General features: G+C 73.0%; 8 protein-coding genes. All 8 read right to left on the minus strand.

Annotated elements, in window-relative coordinates; genetic code table 11:
• Positions 1 to 171: 171 nt before the first annotated feature.
• Positions 172 to 1,242: a hypothetical protein gene (locus BJP65_RS06555; RefSeq protein ID WP_070408610.1), complete on the minus strand. Its 1,071-nt coding sequence runs from the start codon at positions 1,240 to 1,242 to the stop codon at positions 172 to 174.
• Positions 1,239 to 2,984, minus strand: coding sequence for a DUF5684 domain-containing protein (locus tag BJP65_RS06560; protein WP_070408611.1), 1,746 nt, complete (start codon positions 2,982 to 2,984; stop codon positions 1,239 to 1,241). The genes BJP65_RS06555 and BJP65_RS06560 overlap by 4 nt, the downstream gene beginning before the upstream one ends.
• On the minus strand, positions 2,981 to 5,494 hold the full coding sequence (locus BJP65_RS06565) for a transglutaminaseTgpA domain-containing protein (protein ID WP_083285750.1): 2,514 nt from the start codon (positions 5,492 to 5,494) through the stop codon (positions 2,981 to 2,983). The genes BJP65_RS06560 and BJP65_RS06565 overlap by 4 nt, the downstream gene beginning before the upstream one ends.
• The gene (locus tag BJP65_RS06570) at positions 5,491 to 6,867 is read right to left on the minus strand and encodes a DUF58 domain-containing protein (protein WP_070408612.1); all 1,377 of its coding nucleotides are present in this window, start codon (positions 6,865 to 6,867) and stop codon (positions 5,491 to 5,493) included. The genes BJP65_RS06565 and BJP65_RS06570 overlap by 4 nt, the downstream gene beginning before the upstream one ends.
• A 43-nt stretch (positions 6,868 to 6,910) precedes the next feature.
• Positions 6,911 to 7,876, minus strand: coding sequence for a MoxR family ATPase (locus BJP65_RS06575; RefSeq protein WP_070408613.1), 966 nt, complete (start codon positions 7,874 to 7,876; stop codon positions 6,911 to 6,913).
• 66 nt (positions 7,877 to 7,942) lie between these two features.
• Positions 7,943 to 13,906, minus strand: coding sequence for an Ig-like domain-containing protein (locus tag BJP65_RS06580; protein WP_070408614.1), 5,964 nt, complete (start codon positions 13,904 to 13,906; stop codon positions 7,943 to 7,945).
• Positions 13,906 to 15,039, minus strand: coding sequence for a serine/threonine-protein kinase (locus tag BJP65_RS06585; protein WP_070408615.1), 1,134 nt, complete (start codon positions 15,037 to 15,039; stop codon positions 13,906 to 13,908). Before BJP65_RS06585 ends, BJP65_RS06580 begins: the two co-directional genes overlap by 1 nt.
• Before the next feature lie 166 nt (positions 15,040 to 15,205).
• Positions 15,206 to 15,868, minus strand: a complete 663-nt coding sequence (locus BJP65_RS06590; protein WP_055833574.1) for a hypothetical protein — start codon at positions 15,866 to 15,868, stop codon at positions 15,206 to 15,208.
• Positions 15,869 to 15,955: the final 87 nt, after the last annotated feature.

Genomic DNA, 15,955 nt, shown 5'->3' on the forward strand with positions numbered 1-15,955 from the left:
CCTGTTCGCAGGCCAATCCCTGAGATGGTGCGAGCGTTGATCCGAACGACCTGCCCGGAGGCATGACGCACGGCGCGCGTGAACGCACACCCGGCCAATGATACGCGCTCCCCGGGAGCGGGGCAAACGTGTGCGGCCCCTCGGGCTGGGAGTGTGCCGGGTGCCGGGTGCTCAGCCGAGCAGCAGTACCGCGGCGGCGACCGCGACACCCAGCAGCACGACGATCACGCCCGCGAGGATCAGCGCGCGGAGCGCACCGCGACGACCCGTGCGGCGACGGCTGGCGGGCACGTCGGCCTCGGAACGGACCGCGGATGCCGATGGGCGGCGTTCCACCCGCACCGGTTCGCCCGTGCGCGGGGCGTAGGCCTGCTGCTCCCCCGCGATCGGGATGTGCGCGGCGCGGACGGTGCCGGGCACCTCTCGGTCGGGCGCGGTTAGGTCGGACGAGGTGCGAGCGGGCGACTCGCGGTCGGGTGCCGCGGCGCCGCCTACCGCGCGCGCCGCGCGGCGACGAGCGCCCGAGGCGGTCTGGTCGTCGAGGTCGGGAGCAGGTGGCGTCGTGGGGGACGCGGCGTCGGGAGTGGCAGAACGTGCTCGCACGCCCGGCGCGGTGGTGTCGTCGAGGTCGAAGTCCGGCGCGACGCGTCGGCGGTGGGTCACCTCGTCGACGTCGGGGGTTCGGGCGGGGGTCGCGGCCGGGGCCGGGCGACGGCGCGTGACCTCGTCGACATCGGGAGCAGGCGCCGGGCGACGCCGTGTCACCTCATCGATCTCGGGGACCGACGCAGGACGGCGACGAGTCACCTCGTCGACATCGGGCACCGGCGCCGGGCGACGCCGTGTCACCTCATCGAGGTCGGGGATCGACGCGAGCGGACGGCGCGGAGCGGTGGTGGTGGACGCGTCCGCCGGGTCATCGGCATCCACGGGGTCGACATCCGAGGCGGCCGCGCCCGGGTCGATGCGCGCGCATCGCGATACGACCGTGTCGTCGTCGGGGAGGGCAGGAGCCGACCGGAGCGTGTCGTCGTCGACCTCGGGTCGCGCCGAACGCACTGTGTCGTCGTGCGCGAAGCGACCCGACACCACGGTGTCGTCGTCGAGGTCGGTCCCACCCGAGCGCACCGTCTCGTCGTCGACGTCTCCCTCGGGGACCGGGGCCGCCGGCCAGGGCCGCAGCCGACCGGACCAGAGGGTGACCTCGTCGGGATCGTCGGGGCGGTCGTAGGGGCCGCTCACACGTCCCTCCGCGACAGACGCACCTCCGCGTCGCCGAGGAAGAAGCGTTCGCCGGCCTCGATCTCCTCCCCCGGAGGGGCCTCGACCTCGGTCCCCATGAGGGTGGCGAAGAGCACCCCGTTGGTCGAGTCGAGATCCGTCACGAACCAGGTGTCGCCGCGCAGCTCGAGGCGCGCGTGCGTCTTGGACACCGTGCGGGTGTCATCCGAGATCGGTACGAGCTGCGCGTCCGGGCGCGACGGGTCGAGGGCCGGGCGACGCCCCAGGATGACGACGGACGAGGTGAGGTCGACGGGGGTACCACCCGGCGGGATCAGTGCCCACGGGATGCGCTTGCGCCGCGTGACGACGGTGCGATCGAGCTCGTCGAAGTCGTCGTCGGCCTGATCGGACGGCACCTCCGGCTGGGTGTACAACGCCGAGACCGAGGTGCGCGCCGATCGCGGCGACCCGGCATCCGGGGCCTCCGAGACCGCCGACACGGCCTCGGACAGCTCGGGGAAGTCGTCGGGAACGGCGCTGACCGCTGCGCGCGGCGCGGGGACGGGCTCGGGCGCCGGACGCGTGAGCGGAGCGCCCGCCGCGGGCGTCGCGCCGTCGGCATCCGGTCGCGGCGTGCGCCGCGGCGGGTTCGCCCACGGCGCCTCCTCGGAACCGTCGGAGTCTTCGTCGACGCCGGCGGCCGACGCGGCGTCGGAGAACGTCGCGGGAGGGGTCCACGCCGGGGCCGCGTCGCCGCGTGCCGGTGCGCCGGGAAGCGGGCGGTCGCTGACCGGGGAGAAGCCGTCGTCGCGGACGCCAGAGGCGTCGTTTTCGGTCTCGCGCGAGTCCGGTCGCACCTCACCGCGGGCCGAGGGGCCGGCCGCGGGCTCGCGCGGAAGAGAGGTCTCCCCGGTGGCGGGAGCCTCGTCGCGCAACGCGTCGAGCACGTCGAAGACCGACGTCGGTACCGGCGGGGTCGGGGCGACGCGAGCCGGGGCGACGGGGGCGGGCTCGACGGCGTGCGATGCGGGCTGCGCGTCGGCCTCTGAGGTCGCGGTCGACGGGACGTCGGCGGCGGGCGGGAACCCGCTCGCGCGGCGCGGACCGTCGAAGTTCGCGGGGCGGAGGTCGGCGGGCGGGGCCCAGTCGCTCGGCGACGGGGCGGCGTCGGAGAGCGATCCGGAGGGGGCCGCGAACGGCACGGCGACCGGCGCCGTGCCCGGCACAGCGACGGGCACGGACTCGGCCGGGCCCGCGGCATCCTGATCGCGGGCGGCGTCCGCGGGGTCGGGCGTCCAGCCGCCGATCAGCGGCACGTACGGCCCGTCGAAGTCACGACCTCGACGCGCCGGGGCGGAATCCTCGTCGACGGCCGAGCGGGGGGCGGCCGCGTCGTCGCCCTCCCAGCGCGCCGAGCCGAAGCCGAGGATGCTCGCCCAGATCACGGGGAACAGCGCACCCACGACGGTCAGGCCCGCGCCGGCACCGAAGCCGACCGAGATCCGATGCACCGCGACGATGAAGACGACGATGAAAGCGATCCCGCCGAAGATCGGGACGATGTTGAGCAGCACGAGCCACGGCGAGAAGCCGCCCAGCTTCAGCACCGTCGCGACGTTCAGGACGGGGATCCAGGCCTTCCACGTGGGCTCCCCGATTTTGCGGAAGACCGCGGCGAGCGCGAGCGCGAGCCAGAGGTAGAGGATGACGGCGAGCGCGAGCGAAGCCGCGCCGAGGATCCAGCCGGTGGAATCGGTCATGTCGTGTCGCGTCCCGCCGGGGCGGTAGGACGCTTCCCCCTCTCGTCGCGATGCGGCGACCCCCGCCGCGGACGGCGTGGGGCGAGGAACCGCAGGAACGATCTCAACGATACGGCCGCGCGGACGCGCCGCCAGAAACCCCGCTGACGCAGCAGCACGCGGCGATCCGCGTCGACGATGCGCCAGAAGGCCGCGACCTCGTCAGCGCTCACCGCGGTGGGGGCGAACACCGCCCGATCGGCGTCTTCGGCCAGACGGGTCGCGGACGGGGTGGCGAAGGCTCGAGCCAGTTCGCTGCGGGTCGGCGCGAGGGGTACGGTCCGGCCGGCGTCGATGCCCGCGTCGACGTACTCGTCCCACCCGCCCGCGATGGCGGCACGCGGGTCGGGGTCACGGCGGCGCCCGCGCCGGCGCAGCACCTTCGCGATGACGACGGCGAGGAACGGGCCGAAGAGCACCAGCAGCGCCAGCGCGGTGATCCCCGCCACCCGCAGCACGGGCCAGAGCCAGGCGAGATCGAGGCCGTCGTCGGTGGGGACGTCGTCGTCGAGCGCGTTGTCTTCCTGGACGGGCGCCGGGGGCACCACTTCTTCGACGGTGTCGGGACGCACCTCGGTGACGTTCTCGGGGTCCTGCTGCTGCGTCACCTCGAGACTCGGCGACTGCTCCCACTGCGGCGTGACGTCGATGGCGGCCCAGCGCCCGTCGACGCCCTGCACCTCGGTCCACGCGCTCAGATCACGGGCGCGGCACTCGCCGGCCGCGCACGTGGACAGCTCGGCGTCGGCCGAGACGAGGCGGGTGCCCACCACGACCCGTGCGGGGAATCCCAGCTCGTGCGCGATGAGGGCGGTCGCGACGGCGAACTGCTCGTCGTCGCCGACGGCGGCGACGAAGTTGCCCGAGGTCTCGGCCCGTGGATCTTCTTCCCGCTCCAGCAGTCGCTCGAACATCGCGTCGATGCGGGCCAGCGAGTGCCCGGAGGCGCTCGGCTGCACCTGGTACCCGGGAAGCTCGGCCGCCCAGGCCGGGGTCGCCGAGCCCTGCGGCGCGAGACTGTGACTCAGGTATCCGCGCGCGCGGAGCATCTGCACCAGCGACTGCAGGGCGGCCCCGTCGGAGCCGGCGGCGTGCTCCTGCACCCAGCGCCGAAGGTTGTCTCCGCCCGACACCCCGTCGGCCACGCCCGGCGGGGTCAGGCTCGCGAGGTCGACGGCCTCCGGTTCGACGGCCGACAGCCGGTAGCGGTCGCCCTGGCTCAGGCCTCCGTCGGCGGTCTGGACGCCGGCTTCGGCGGCGGCGCTGTAGTAGAACCGGTCGGCGAGCAGGGTGCGCCGGTCCCCCTCGAACGTCACCGAGGCGAGGCTCCCGGCGGTCGGCATCCAGATCCCGTCGCCGTCGACGATCTCGACGTCGGCGTCGACGGAGCGTCCCTCCCCCGCGTCGCGCACCGACGGCAGGCGCAGGAAGCCCCCGCCCATGTCGCCGGAGGCGCGGAAGATCTCACCGTCGTACGTGTCGAGAGTTGCGACACGGATGCGCTCGGGCAGGGAACCCTCGCCGCTGACGCGGAACAGCACGTCATCGGCGCGGGCGTCGGCGAACATCGCGCGGTACTGGGCCAACGGGCTCACCGCCTCGGCGATCTGCGCGTCGGGGCCGGCGGCGGACCGCAGCACCTGCCGGTCGGCATCCCGCGCCACCCACGGCACGACCGCGGTCGTGGCGACCACCGCGACCCCGAGCATCGCCACCCCGAGAGCCGCGCGGCGACGGTCGGTGGCCGACCTGCCGGGCGCGACTGGAGCCGCCGACACGTCGCTCGCTCGCTGCAGCGCGCGGAGGCGCTCGTCGTGCGCGCGCCAGGCCAGCCACAGCACCGCCACCAGCAGGGCGCACAGTCCGACCGCCGTCTCGACCGGTGACGCCAACGTCAGCGGACCGACGACGAGGGGCGCGCTGGTCGCGGTGCGGCCGAAGAACAGACCGAAGCCGACCATGGCCAGACCGCTCACGACGGCACCGGTCGCGCGACGGTCGCCGCGCCACGCCAGCGCAAGGGTCGCCCCCGTGCCGACCAGGAAGACGACGAGGGCGGGGACGAGCAGGTTGCGGTACGAGCCGACCGGCAGGTCGACCGTGACCAGGTCCTTCCACGCGACGACGAGCCCGGCGAGGGCCTCTCCGAGGCCGCGCAGCACGTCGAGCGGCGAGGTGAGGCGCGACGGCACGGCGAGCGGGACCGCGAGGAGCACGAACGCCCCCGCCAGACCGCCCGCGAGCGCCCACCCGCCCCCGCGCCGCCACGCGACGAGGGCGACCACCGCGCCCGCGACGATCGACGCCCCCACGACCAGCACCAGGAACGACGCCGACGCGTAGATCGGCCACGCCGCGACCGCCGCCAGCACGATGCACGCGGCGGTGAACAACGCCCCCGCGACCCGTCGCGGAACCGACGACGCCTCGCGTCGACGACGGGCCGAGGTGTCTCGGCGCTGCGCGCTCATGACGTGGCTCCCCGCGCGAGCAGCCCGGACAGATCGTCGAGGGTGCCGATGGTCAGCACCGTCAGACCCGCGATGCTCTGCATGCGCGGATGAGCGCGTTCGTCGCAGATGACGGCGGCGACCGCCGTGTCGACCGGGAACGCCAACGCGGCCTGCCGCAGACGCCCGAGCGGCACGGCCGACCCGACGACGACGAACGCGATCGAGAGGCGCTCGTTGGCTTCGGATGCCAAACGGCAGACGTCTTCGACCGGCATCGTGTTCTCGTGCCGGTCGAGTCCGCTGAACCCGTCGAGCAGAGCACGCGGCGAGATCACCGGCACATGGCGGATCGCGCGCAGGCGCCCCTTCACCACGCGCGGGATCTCGGACCCGGTGACGATGTCGATGTCGCGCGCGTCGCGGACCGCCCGGATACCCAGCGAGGCGGCGGCCGACACCGCGAGCTCATACTCGTCGGCATCCGCGTACTCCTGGGTCGCGGCGGCGAGCACCACCGCCATGCGCGAGCGACGGGACTCCTCGTATTGGCGCACCATCAGCCGGCCCGTCTTCGCCGTCGACTTCCAGTGCACCTGGCGCCGGGAGTCCCCCGGAACGTATTCGCGGATCGCGTGGAACGACATGTCGGCGTCGACGAGGCGGCGGGTGGCGTTGCCCTCGAGGTCGCGCATGAGGCCGGCGCTGGTGGAGGGGAGCCCCACCGTGCGGGGGTGCACGAACACCTCGTGCACGTCGTCGAAGGCGTGCTCGCGCCGGAGCAGACCGATCGGGTCGCTGCGCACGGTGGTGACGGGGCCGACCCGCACGACCCCGCGCGGAAGCGGTGGGATCTCGAGCGGCTCGGTCGTGTCCTGACCCGGGCGGAGCAGGGGAACCCCGAACTCGACGAGCCCACGGCCGACCGGGATGTCGAGACGACCGGGGAGCGTGGGGCGCGCACTCTCGTTGCGCACGACGATCTCGCCGGTCACCCCGTGGCCGGCGACCACGCGTTCGTGGGTGAGGGCCAGGTCGACGGCGTACGCGCGCGCGCCGAACAGGAACGGCACGGCCATCACCAGCAGCAGCAGGGCGGCGCTGCCCGCGACCATCCACTCGACCCAGCCGAAGATCAGTCCGAACACCAGCCCGAGCGAAGCGGACACCACGACCACGGCACCGGCCGGGCGCACAGTTCTGCCCGCCCACCGCGCAGCCGCGGCCACCGCCTCGGTCGCCACGCGCCAGGCCTCGGCGACCTGCACGACCGCGCGCACGATCCGGCGCTGCCGGCGGGTCGACGTCGAGGTGATCGACGTGCGCGAGCCGGTCGCCACCGTGCCGGCCGACGTGCGCGTCAGACTCGACTCGTTGAGGTTCACATCGGGCATGACCCGACCCCCGGAGGTGAGGATGCCACGGCCACCGCCATCGTCACGCGCTTTCGCGCTGCGTGGGCGGCAGGGTGTCGAGCAGCACCTGACCCACGACGGCCTCCTGCGTCACGCCGTCGAACTCCGCCTCGGGGTGAAGGATCAGCCGGTGCGAGAGCACGGGCACGGCGAGCGCCTTCACGTCGTCGGGGGTCGCGTACGTGCGGCCCTGCGACGCCGCACGGGCGCGCGTCGCGCGGGTGAGACCCAGCGCACCGCGGATGCTGACGCCGAGCCGCACCTCGTCGGCCGTGCGGGTGGCATCCACGAGTCGCACGATGTAGTCGAGCACGAGCGCGTCGACGTAGACGGATGCCGCGAGGTCGGCCATGCCGACGAGGGCCTGCGGCGTGATGATCGGGCGGAGGTCGGCCGTGGCGACGGCGCCGCCGTCGAGGATGCGGATGGTCGCGGCGTGGTCGGGGTAGCCGAGCGAGGTGCGCAGGAGGAAGCGGTCGAGCTGCGCCTCGGGCAGGCGATAAGTGCCGGCCTGCTCGACGGGGTTCTGCGTCGCCAGCACGAGGAACGGCACGCCGACCTCGCGCGAGACGCCGTCGATGGTGACGCTGCCCTCTTCCATGACCTCGAGCAGCGCCGACTGCGTCTTCGGGCTCGCGCGGTTGATCTCGTCGGCGAGGACGATGTTGGCGAAGATCGGGCCGGTGTGGAACTCGAACGAGCCCGTCTTCTGGTCGTAGACCGTGATGCCGGTGATGTCGCCGGGGAGCAGGTCGGGGGTGAACTGGATGCGGGTGTTCGTGCCCTGCACCGACTGCGCGACGGCGCGCGCGAGCGAGGTCTTGCCCGTGCCGGGGACGTCTTCGAGCAGCACGTGTCCGTCGCTCAGCATGGCGGTGAGCACCAGTTCGACCACGTGCCGCTTGCCGAGGACGGCGCGCTCGACGTTGTCGGCGATCTGCGAGAAGGTCTGGGAGAACCAGGTGGCCTGCTCCTGGGTGATCGTCATGTCGGTGGTGTCTTCCTGTGGCGGGGGGGGCGGGGTGTCGGGTGCCGGACGTCGGCGGACGGGGCGTCAGTCGGGCGGGGTGTCTTTGGGAGGCTGGGAGGGCTCGGCGGCCTTGCCGGGATCGCACGTGCCGTCGACCTTGAGAGTGGCGGATTCGAGCCCCCAGTCGCGCGACGACCAGTCGATCTTGACGGTCACGCCCGTGACGCTGACGGCACCGCGGGGGACGGTGCGGGGATCGTCCCCGGTGCCGAGTTTGTTGCCGTTCTTGTCGCGGTAGGTCGCCCCGGCGTACGACGGGGTTCCGTTGCCGATGTCGTTGCTGGTGTCCCACGCCGCTTTCAGCTGGCTCCCGGCGACGCAGGAGTCGATGGAGGCGCGGGCCTGCACCTGGTAGGGCGCGCTGCCGGAGGCCGCGTCCACCGAGCCGCGATTCGACCGCGTCGGCCAGACCTTGTGCTGGAAGTAGACGCCGATGTTCGGGTCGCGGTCGTACACGCTGGTTCCGGGACCCCAGTTCTCGTAGACGGTCTCGTTGTTGCGCGGGGGATCGTCACCCTCCTGGATGCCGCTGATCCGCCAGTACGCCTCGTCGCCCTCCACGTCGGGGCTCGCTCCGACCCGGAAGGTGTACCCGCGCGGGGCGGTGGGGTCTTGCGTGGCGTCGACCGACTTCTCGATGGTCTCCGACCCGTACACGCGCCCGTCGTAGACCGAGTCGACGCACAGCCGCACCGTGTACGTCTGGCCGTCGTCCTTCCCGGGGAACTCGGCGCGCTTCTTCTCGCCGTCGACCCGGCAGGCGCCGTCGAGGGCGAAGCCGTAGCGCAGGGTCGAGTCGTCGCCGTTGGTCGACGCGGAGCCCTCGGCGCTGATCGTGACCTTTCCGCCTCCGTTCTGCGTCGACGTGAGTTTCAGCTCCAGCTGCGTGGGCTTTCCCACCCCGTGGGCCGTGAACACCAGCGCCTGCCCGGTCTGCGATCCGCCGAGCCCGGGGGGCACCGTGAAGCGCGAGATGGGCGTGACCGACACCTCGGTACCGGTGTTGCTGCCGACGGTGAAGCCCCGCAGCGTGACGCTGTCTTGATTGCGGCCGACGTCGACCTTCTTCGTCTCGCCCGAGGCGCTCTTGACCTCGAGCGTGCCGGTCTCGGCCGATTCGATGCCGGTGATGGTCAGGTCGGCGACCTTGCCGTCGCCCCCGGTCTGCACGGGCTCGAAGCTCGCCCCCGCCGGGCGGTTGGGGGTGTCGTAGGCCCAGGCGGTCGTGCGCACCGACGCAGTGGACTCCCCCACGCTGTTCACGGCGTTGACAACGTACTCGCGCTGCTCCCCGTTGGGGGCGGCGATGGTCGGGCAGGCGCCGTCGGGGCCGCACTGCGCGACGACCTCGCCGCGCCATCGCACCGTGTAACCGGCCAGTGACGGGTAGGCGCGACGGGCCTCGCCCGGGTCGATGCGCAGGGTCACCGAGCCGTCGGAGTACGCGGTCTGCCGCACGCTCGCGGGGCCACGGGGATAGCCCAGCAGGTCGAGCACGACCCGCGCGTCGCGGGTGGCGGCGGTGGTGCGCCCCTGGGCGTCGCGCAGGGTGACGCTGGCGCTGCAGGTCGCACCGGGAGCATCGGTCGACCACGACGCGACGATGCTGGACGACGACGCCACCGAGAAGTTCACCCCGGTGCACGAGGCCGTCGGGCGCACGCCCACGACCTCGAGCGGCGTGCGCGGCAGCGGGTTGACCTCACCCGTGATGCCGATGACGCCGATGCTGCAGCTCGACCCCGAGGCCTGCGAGCACTGCGACGACGTCGTGCCGCCCTGCGGCAGGGTCGAGGGGGCCGCGCCCACGCGCAGCACGAGTCGGGCCGGGGCGACGGCGTTGTGGCTGGTGACCGAGATGATGGCGGCGTTGTCGGTGCCCGGCACGGCGCGGTCGGTGCCGGTCACGGTGACCGTCGACCCGTCGAGCGCGACCTGGAAGGCCGAGCCCGAGTACTCCAGCGCGTAGCGGATCGCGCCCCAGTCCTCACGTCCCAGCTGCCACGACGTCATGTTGCGCAGGTCGAAAGTCGCCGTCTCGCCCGGTCCGACGCTGAGCGCGCCCGGCCGCAGCTCGGGCTGGGGATCGCGGGCGATCACACCGATCGGCACCGAGAGCACGGTCCAGTCCTGCGTGCCGGCGACCCGCACGGGCACCTGGCACGCATCGGTCCAGGGGGAACCGGTACCCGCGTCGTAGCGCACCACGGATCCGGTCACGCTGCAGCGACCCTCGGCGCGGACGCCGGTGGTCGTGACGTCGGGGCCGACTTCGAGGGTCGCGCGTCGAGGGAGGGCCACCAGCGAGGCCATGTCGAACTCGACCGAGGCGAGCTCGTCAACGCGCTGGGCCGTGCCCGGGCGCAGCGACAGGCTCAGATCGTCGTCGCCCGGCACGCGCAGGAACGCGTACGTGGTGACGTCGGTGTCACCCGAGCGGCCCGAGACGGCGAACGGGATGACGCGGCGGGTGGTGGGCAGCTCACCCGAGATCTGCCGCCCGTCGACGCGGAGGTCGGCGGGCTGTCCCCACAGCGCCACGTCGAGCGACCCGACGTCGCCCGCCGACCAGGTCGCCTTGCCCGCGAGCACGTCGACGCCCGAGGTGAAGTCGTCGCGGTTCTCGACGGTCAGCACGGTGTCGGCGACGACGGGGTAATCGGGCACGCTCTCGCGCACGACCTTCACCACGATGAGCCCGCGCCCGGTGTTGCCCGAGTCCGACTCGACGTCGTAGAGGAACGACATCGTGCCGGGCGACTCACCGGCGCGCAGGACCACGCCCGTGTCGGTCAGTGTCCGCACGAAACCGTTCAGGCGCGCGTACTCCGGGTTGTCGCTGCCATCGACCAGAGTCTGCGGCAGATCGGGGCGCACCCCGGTGAGCGTGAGACGGCCCTGCGTGGGGTCGATGTCGTTGGCCAGGGGACTGACGCGGATCTCGCTGTCGGCCCCCGCCTGCACCTGCACGTAGTCGGTGAAGGTGATGGGACTCGGGTTGGCCTCGGCGTCGAGGACTCCGATGCGCACCGTGCCCTCACCGGTCGCGCCGGCGGTGTCGGAGACCCGGTAGCGGAACGTGATCTGCCCCCGGTCGCCCGGCACCGACGAGTAGACGATCGAGGAACCATCCGGCGTCACGGATGCCGTACCCCGGTCGGGCTGGCTCACGATGCGATCGAGGGTGACGGCGTCGCCGTCGGGGTCGACGCCGAAGCCGTGGAACTCCACCGTGGTCGTCCCGCCGCTGAGGACGCGGCCCTCGAGCGTGTCGGGCAGCGGGGCGCGGTTGGCCTCGCCGCCGAGCACCGTGATGCGCACCGTCGCCTCGTCCCAGAGCGCCGGGGTGCCGGTCGTGAAGACGCGGTAGGTCACCTCGTACGACCCCGGCGCGGTGGGAGCGAGGTAGCGCAGCACCCCTGCCGACGCGAAGGCCAGCGCGTCGCTGGCCGGCTGAGCCTGCACGCTCGACGGGTCGAGGGTGGGTCGCCCCCCGGCGGGCGAGATGTCGTTGTCGAGCACGGGGATGTCGATCTGCGCGCCCGCGCGCACCGTCACGGTGTCGTCGACCGCGATGGGCGCGATCTCGGGGGCGGGCGGAAGGAGGTACACGGTGGCCTCACCGGTCACCCGGGATCCCTCGTCGTCGGTGCCGTCGCTGACGGTGTACCCCACCGTTCCGAGCAGACCCGCGCTGCCGTCGGCCGTGCTGCCCGAGACGCGCAGATCGTTCTGCCCGACGGTGTCCACCGTCAACGACGCGCCGTCTTCGGCGGCCGGCTGCACGTCGCTGAGCAGCAGGACTCGGCCGGTGGGGTTGGACACGGCCGAGAACACGTCGAGAGTGGCGTCTTCTTGCGGTCGCACGAACGCCACGACCGGCGAGGTCGACAGCTGCGCGGGGGCGTCGCCCGGGAGCAGCGTGATGCGCGCGGTGCCGTTGGCGTCGCGTCCTCCGCCGTTGACGGTGAAGTCGACGCGGTACACCCCCGGCTGCGACGCCGAGAAATCGAACGTGGTGCTGCCGCCCACGACGGTGGCGTTGGCGGTGGCCTCGTCGAGCACGCGCACCGAGGTCAGGGTGACGTCACCGGCCGTTCCCGTCACGTGGGGCCCGACGTCGACGGTCAGCGACGAGCCGGCGGTGTCGAGCCGGGTGAACGACTGCACGGCCAGGGTGGGGTCGGGCGCCACCCGGATGACGAGCGGCTTCGTCGTGGTCGCTCCCGCGGTATCGGCCACGGTGACGTCGAGCTGGACGTTCTGCTCGCCGCCAGAGCCGTCGTCGGCGTGCTGGTAGACGACGTCGCCGGCGGGGGTCGCGGCGACCGTGCCGACGCCGCCCGGGTTGTCGACCGACAGCAGCAGCAGCGGGTCTCCGTCGGGGTCGACCCACCCGGGCAGCACCGGGACGGTGATAGTGCCTCCGCGCGCGACCTCGGGGGTCGGCCACTGCTGCAGACACGTCTCGACGCCGCACCAGACGGGGGCGGAGTTCGTGTCGGCGGGCGAGACGGAGAGGGTCACGGTGGTGGAGGGCGAGGTGAGCCCATCGGCCGTGGTGCCGTCGGTCACGGCGTACGAGAACGTCGCCGTCCCGGTCGCCCCGGGCGTCACCCGCACCGCCAGGCGCTGCCCGGCGTCGGTGACGGTGAGGGAGCCGAAGCCGGGGTCGAGACCGGTGACGCTCTCGGCCACGATGCTCAGCACGTCTTCGTTCGGGTCGTGGTCGTTCAGCAGCACCGGAAGCGTGACGAGGCGCCCGGCGCGCACGCCGAAGGAGTCGGGTTCGGCGACGGGCGGCTTCGGGTCGAGCACGACGCTGAGCTGTTCCTCGCTCTGGACGGCCGCCTGCTCGGTGCGGTCGTCGAGCGACCAGTTCTGGCTGGAGGCCACGAGGGCGCCGTCGGGCACCGTCCACACCCACCCCGATCGCGTCTCGTTGAGGATCACGGCGTGGTCGGTCGCGACGAAGACCGGTCGCCGTTGGTCGGGCATGGTCACCCCGCCGTAGTCGAGGTCGGTCTCGCCCTGGTCGGAGCGCCACAGCGTGCCGCGCGCGTCTCCGGGCAGCAGCCATGCCGCGTACGCGACGCCCTGGTGGGTGAGCGGTCGCGCGGGCTGACCGAGCACGGCGCCCCCGCCGCCCACCTCGCGACGGGGTTCCGATCCGTCGGCGGGAACGCTCCACAGCGACTGTTCGTCAGCGATGTACACCGACCGCGCATCGGCGTCGGCCTCACCGACGACCGTCTGCTCGCCCGTGTCGATGTCGACGGGGTCCGCCCCTCGGACCCAGACGCGTCCGGCGTCGGGGTCGACGAGCACCCAGGCGTCTCCCGCCGCCGACAGCACGGGGGCCGCCACGTCGACGTCGAGAGCATCGCGGGCTCGGACCTCGTCGGCCTCGAGGTCGTATCGGATGACCGAGGCGTCCGCCGAGGAGTACGCGAAGAGCATTCCCCTCGCGTCGAGCGCGATGGCATCCGCGGTGTAGGACTGGGCGCCCTCGTCGCCGGCCGTTCCGAAGGGATCGAGTTCGGTCGTGCTCTGACCGGCCCGACTCAGCCGACCCGCGAACAGCGTGCCGGTGTCGGTGCGGTACACGGCGTAGTCGCCCGCCGTCACCACCGACGTCGTGCCGGCCGGGGTGTCGGGCGCGGACTCGAGCTGCTCCCGCTGAAGATCGATCGGCTGGGCCTCATCGATGCGGGTGAGCTTGCTGAAGCTGTCGGTGAAGAGGTACGCCCCGTCGCCGCTCTGGGCCACCTGGCTGGGGTTGCCCGCGGTGCGGACGGTGTCGAGCTCGCCCACCGTCGTGTTCACGCGGGCGTACCGCTGCCCCTCGCCCGTCTGCAGCGCCCACACCGACGTGTCGACCTCGGGCGTCTGCTGGGCGTCGAGACCGGGCCAGACGATGCTGGCGGTCACCACGAGGGCGACGGCCGCGAGGCTCGAGCCCAGACCGATGAGGGTCCGGCGCTTCATCACAGCACCCCCGTGGCGTAGAGCGCGGCCACGGCGACGGCGCCCGCGGTCACGAGCGTGGCGCCGGCCAGCACCCAGGGCAGCACCCGGTACGTCGGCGAGGAGGGAGAGGCGATGTCGGTGTCCTCGTCGCGCGCGAGGCCCGCCATGCCCGACGCGCCGCGGACCTTGCGGGATCCCTCGCGCTCGAGGCGGGAGCGCACCGGCCCGCGCTGGGTGGCGTCGGCGAAGTCGACCGTGCGCGCACCGGACGTCCACTCGGCCGCCGGCACCTCGAGCGGGGTCGCCGGTGATCCGAGCTCGGACTGCACCCGCTGCAGGGCCTCGCCGAACGCGCGGGCGCTGGGCTGGCGATCACCGGGGTTGCGCGACATCGCCGTCGCCAGCACCGCCTGCAGCGAGGGCGGGACGTCGGTGCGCGAGATGTCGGTGTACGTCGCCCGGGCGATGCGGCGGCGCAGCTGCTCGCGCGAGTTCTGCCCGCGCTCGCGGCGCTCGAAGGGGCTGTGCCCCGCCAGCAGCGAGTACACGGTGGCCCCGAGGCTCCACACCTCGCTCGCGACGGTTCCGGCGGTCTGCTCCGCGACCACCTCGGGAGCGCTCCATGGCACCGACATCGCCAGCATCTCGTCGGCACCGTGCGGCGCGAGCGACGACGAGATGCCGAAGTCGGCGAGCACCGGGGCACCGAACGTGGTGACGAGGATGTTGCTGGGCTTGACGTCGCGGTGGATGAGCCCGGCGTGGTGGGCCGACTCGAGGGCTCCCGCCATGCGCACCCCGATCGAGAGCACCTCGGCCACGGGCATGCGCTCGACGCGGTAGCGCTGCGCCAGCGACCCCGGGCAGAACTCCATGACGATGTAGGGCCGCCCGTCGGCGGAGATGCCCGCCTGGTAGACGGTCACGATCGACGGGTGCGCCGACAGGTGCGCGAGCACGTCGGCTTCGGCGTTGAACATGCGCAGCAGGTCGGCGTCGCGCGCATCGCTGGGCAGGACCTTGACCGCGACGTCGCGGCGGGGCATGTCCTGCCCGTAGAGGAAGACGTCGGCGAAGCCGCCCGAGCCGAGCGGGCGGATGTAGGCCAGCCCGGGCAGGATGGGCGGCGACGACGGAAGCCGCTGCGGCATCGAGCCCCCTCCCGGACGACGCGCCCGCGACTCAGCGGGCGGACAACTGGAGCATGCTAACAAAAGCGCCTTTGTGTGCCCCGCAGCTTGTCCCCACCACCCCTCCCCCACAGGGCGGAGGCGAGCGCTCCGACCGGCTCGGGGATCGTTTCCCGAGCCCCGAGATTCAGGATGCCGAGGGGCCCGGTTCGCGCGGATCGAACGGGGCGTCGAGCGAACGCGTCAGGTCGTCGAGCATCGCGGCGATCTGCGGTTCCACGTATTCGGCGACCGCCGCCTGGATGCGCAGCCGATGGTGCAGCAACACCGTGCACACCTCGCGACCGATCATGTTGGCGTAGTCGTCGGCGAGCCCCACTTCTTGCCGCAGCGCCGCCTTCGCGGCATCCGACAGCGGGGGCAGGACCGGAAGCGACGCCTCCTCTTCGGCGGCCAGGCCCGTCAGCGTGAACAGGAACGGTGAACCCGGCTCCGGGTCGGGATCGAGCGGCATCCCCTCGAACTCCGGCTCGAGCCCCTCGGCCGGCCGATACGACCGCCGCCGGTTGCGATCGGCCTGCTGATCGAGCTCGTTCTGCAGCATGGGGAGGTTTCGGGCGGTGTAGTCGGCGACCGCGTGATCGACGATGGCCTTCACCCGCGTCGACAGGCCGTGCTGCACCCCGTGGGGCACGTCGGACCCGAGTCCGGCCGCCGAGAGCACGGGCGAACCGAAACAGCGACGGCACGGGGCGACCCGGCCGCGGTGATGGGCGGGCTCCCACCGGGGCAGCCAACGCAGCCAGGCATCCACCGCCTGACCGACCTGGCTTTCGAGCGACCGCTCCACGGCCCCTACGCTAGTGCGACACGCCCGGAGAAGTCAGGATGCCGCGACCGGGCGCGTCGGCATCCCCGGGCGGCACGAGAGGCCCGC

The sequence above is a fragment of the Microbacterium sp. BH-3-3-3 genome, assembly GCF_001792815.1.
Taxonomy (GTDB): domain Bacteria; phylum Actinomycetota; class Actinomycetes; order Actinomycetales; family Microbacteriaceae; genus Microbacterium.

Coding starts and splice junctions, on each gene's coding strand:
- BJP65_RS06560 (WP_070408611.1), bottom strand. CDS start 2,984: ATGACCGATTCCACCGGCTGGATCCTCGGCGCGGCTTCGCTCGCGCTC.
- BJP65_RS06565 (WP_083285750.1), bottom strand. CDS start 5,494: ATGAGCGCGCAGCGCCGAGACACCTCGGCCCGTCGTCGACGCGAGGCG.
- BJP65_RS06570 (WP_070408612.1), bottom strand. CDS start 6,867: ATGCCCGATGTGAACCTCAACGAGTCGAGTCTGACGCGCACGTCGGCC.
- BJP65_RS06575 (WP_070408613.1), bottom strand. CDS start 7,876: ATGACGATCACCCAGGAGCAGGCCACCTGGTTCTCCCAGACCTTCTCG.
- BJP65_RS06580 (WP_070408614.1), bottom strand. CDS start 13,906: ATGAAGCGCCGGACCCTCATCGGTCTGGGCTCGAGCCTCGCGGCCGTC.
- BJP65_RS06585 (WP_070408615.1), bottom strand. CDS start 15,039: ATGCCGCAGCGGCTTCCGTCGTCGCCGCCCATCCTGCCCGGGCTGGCC.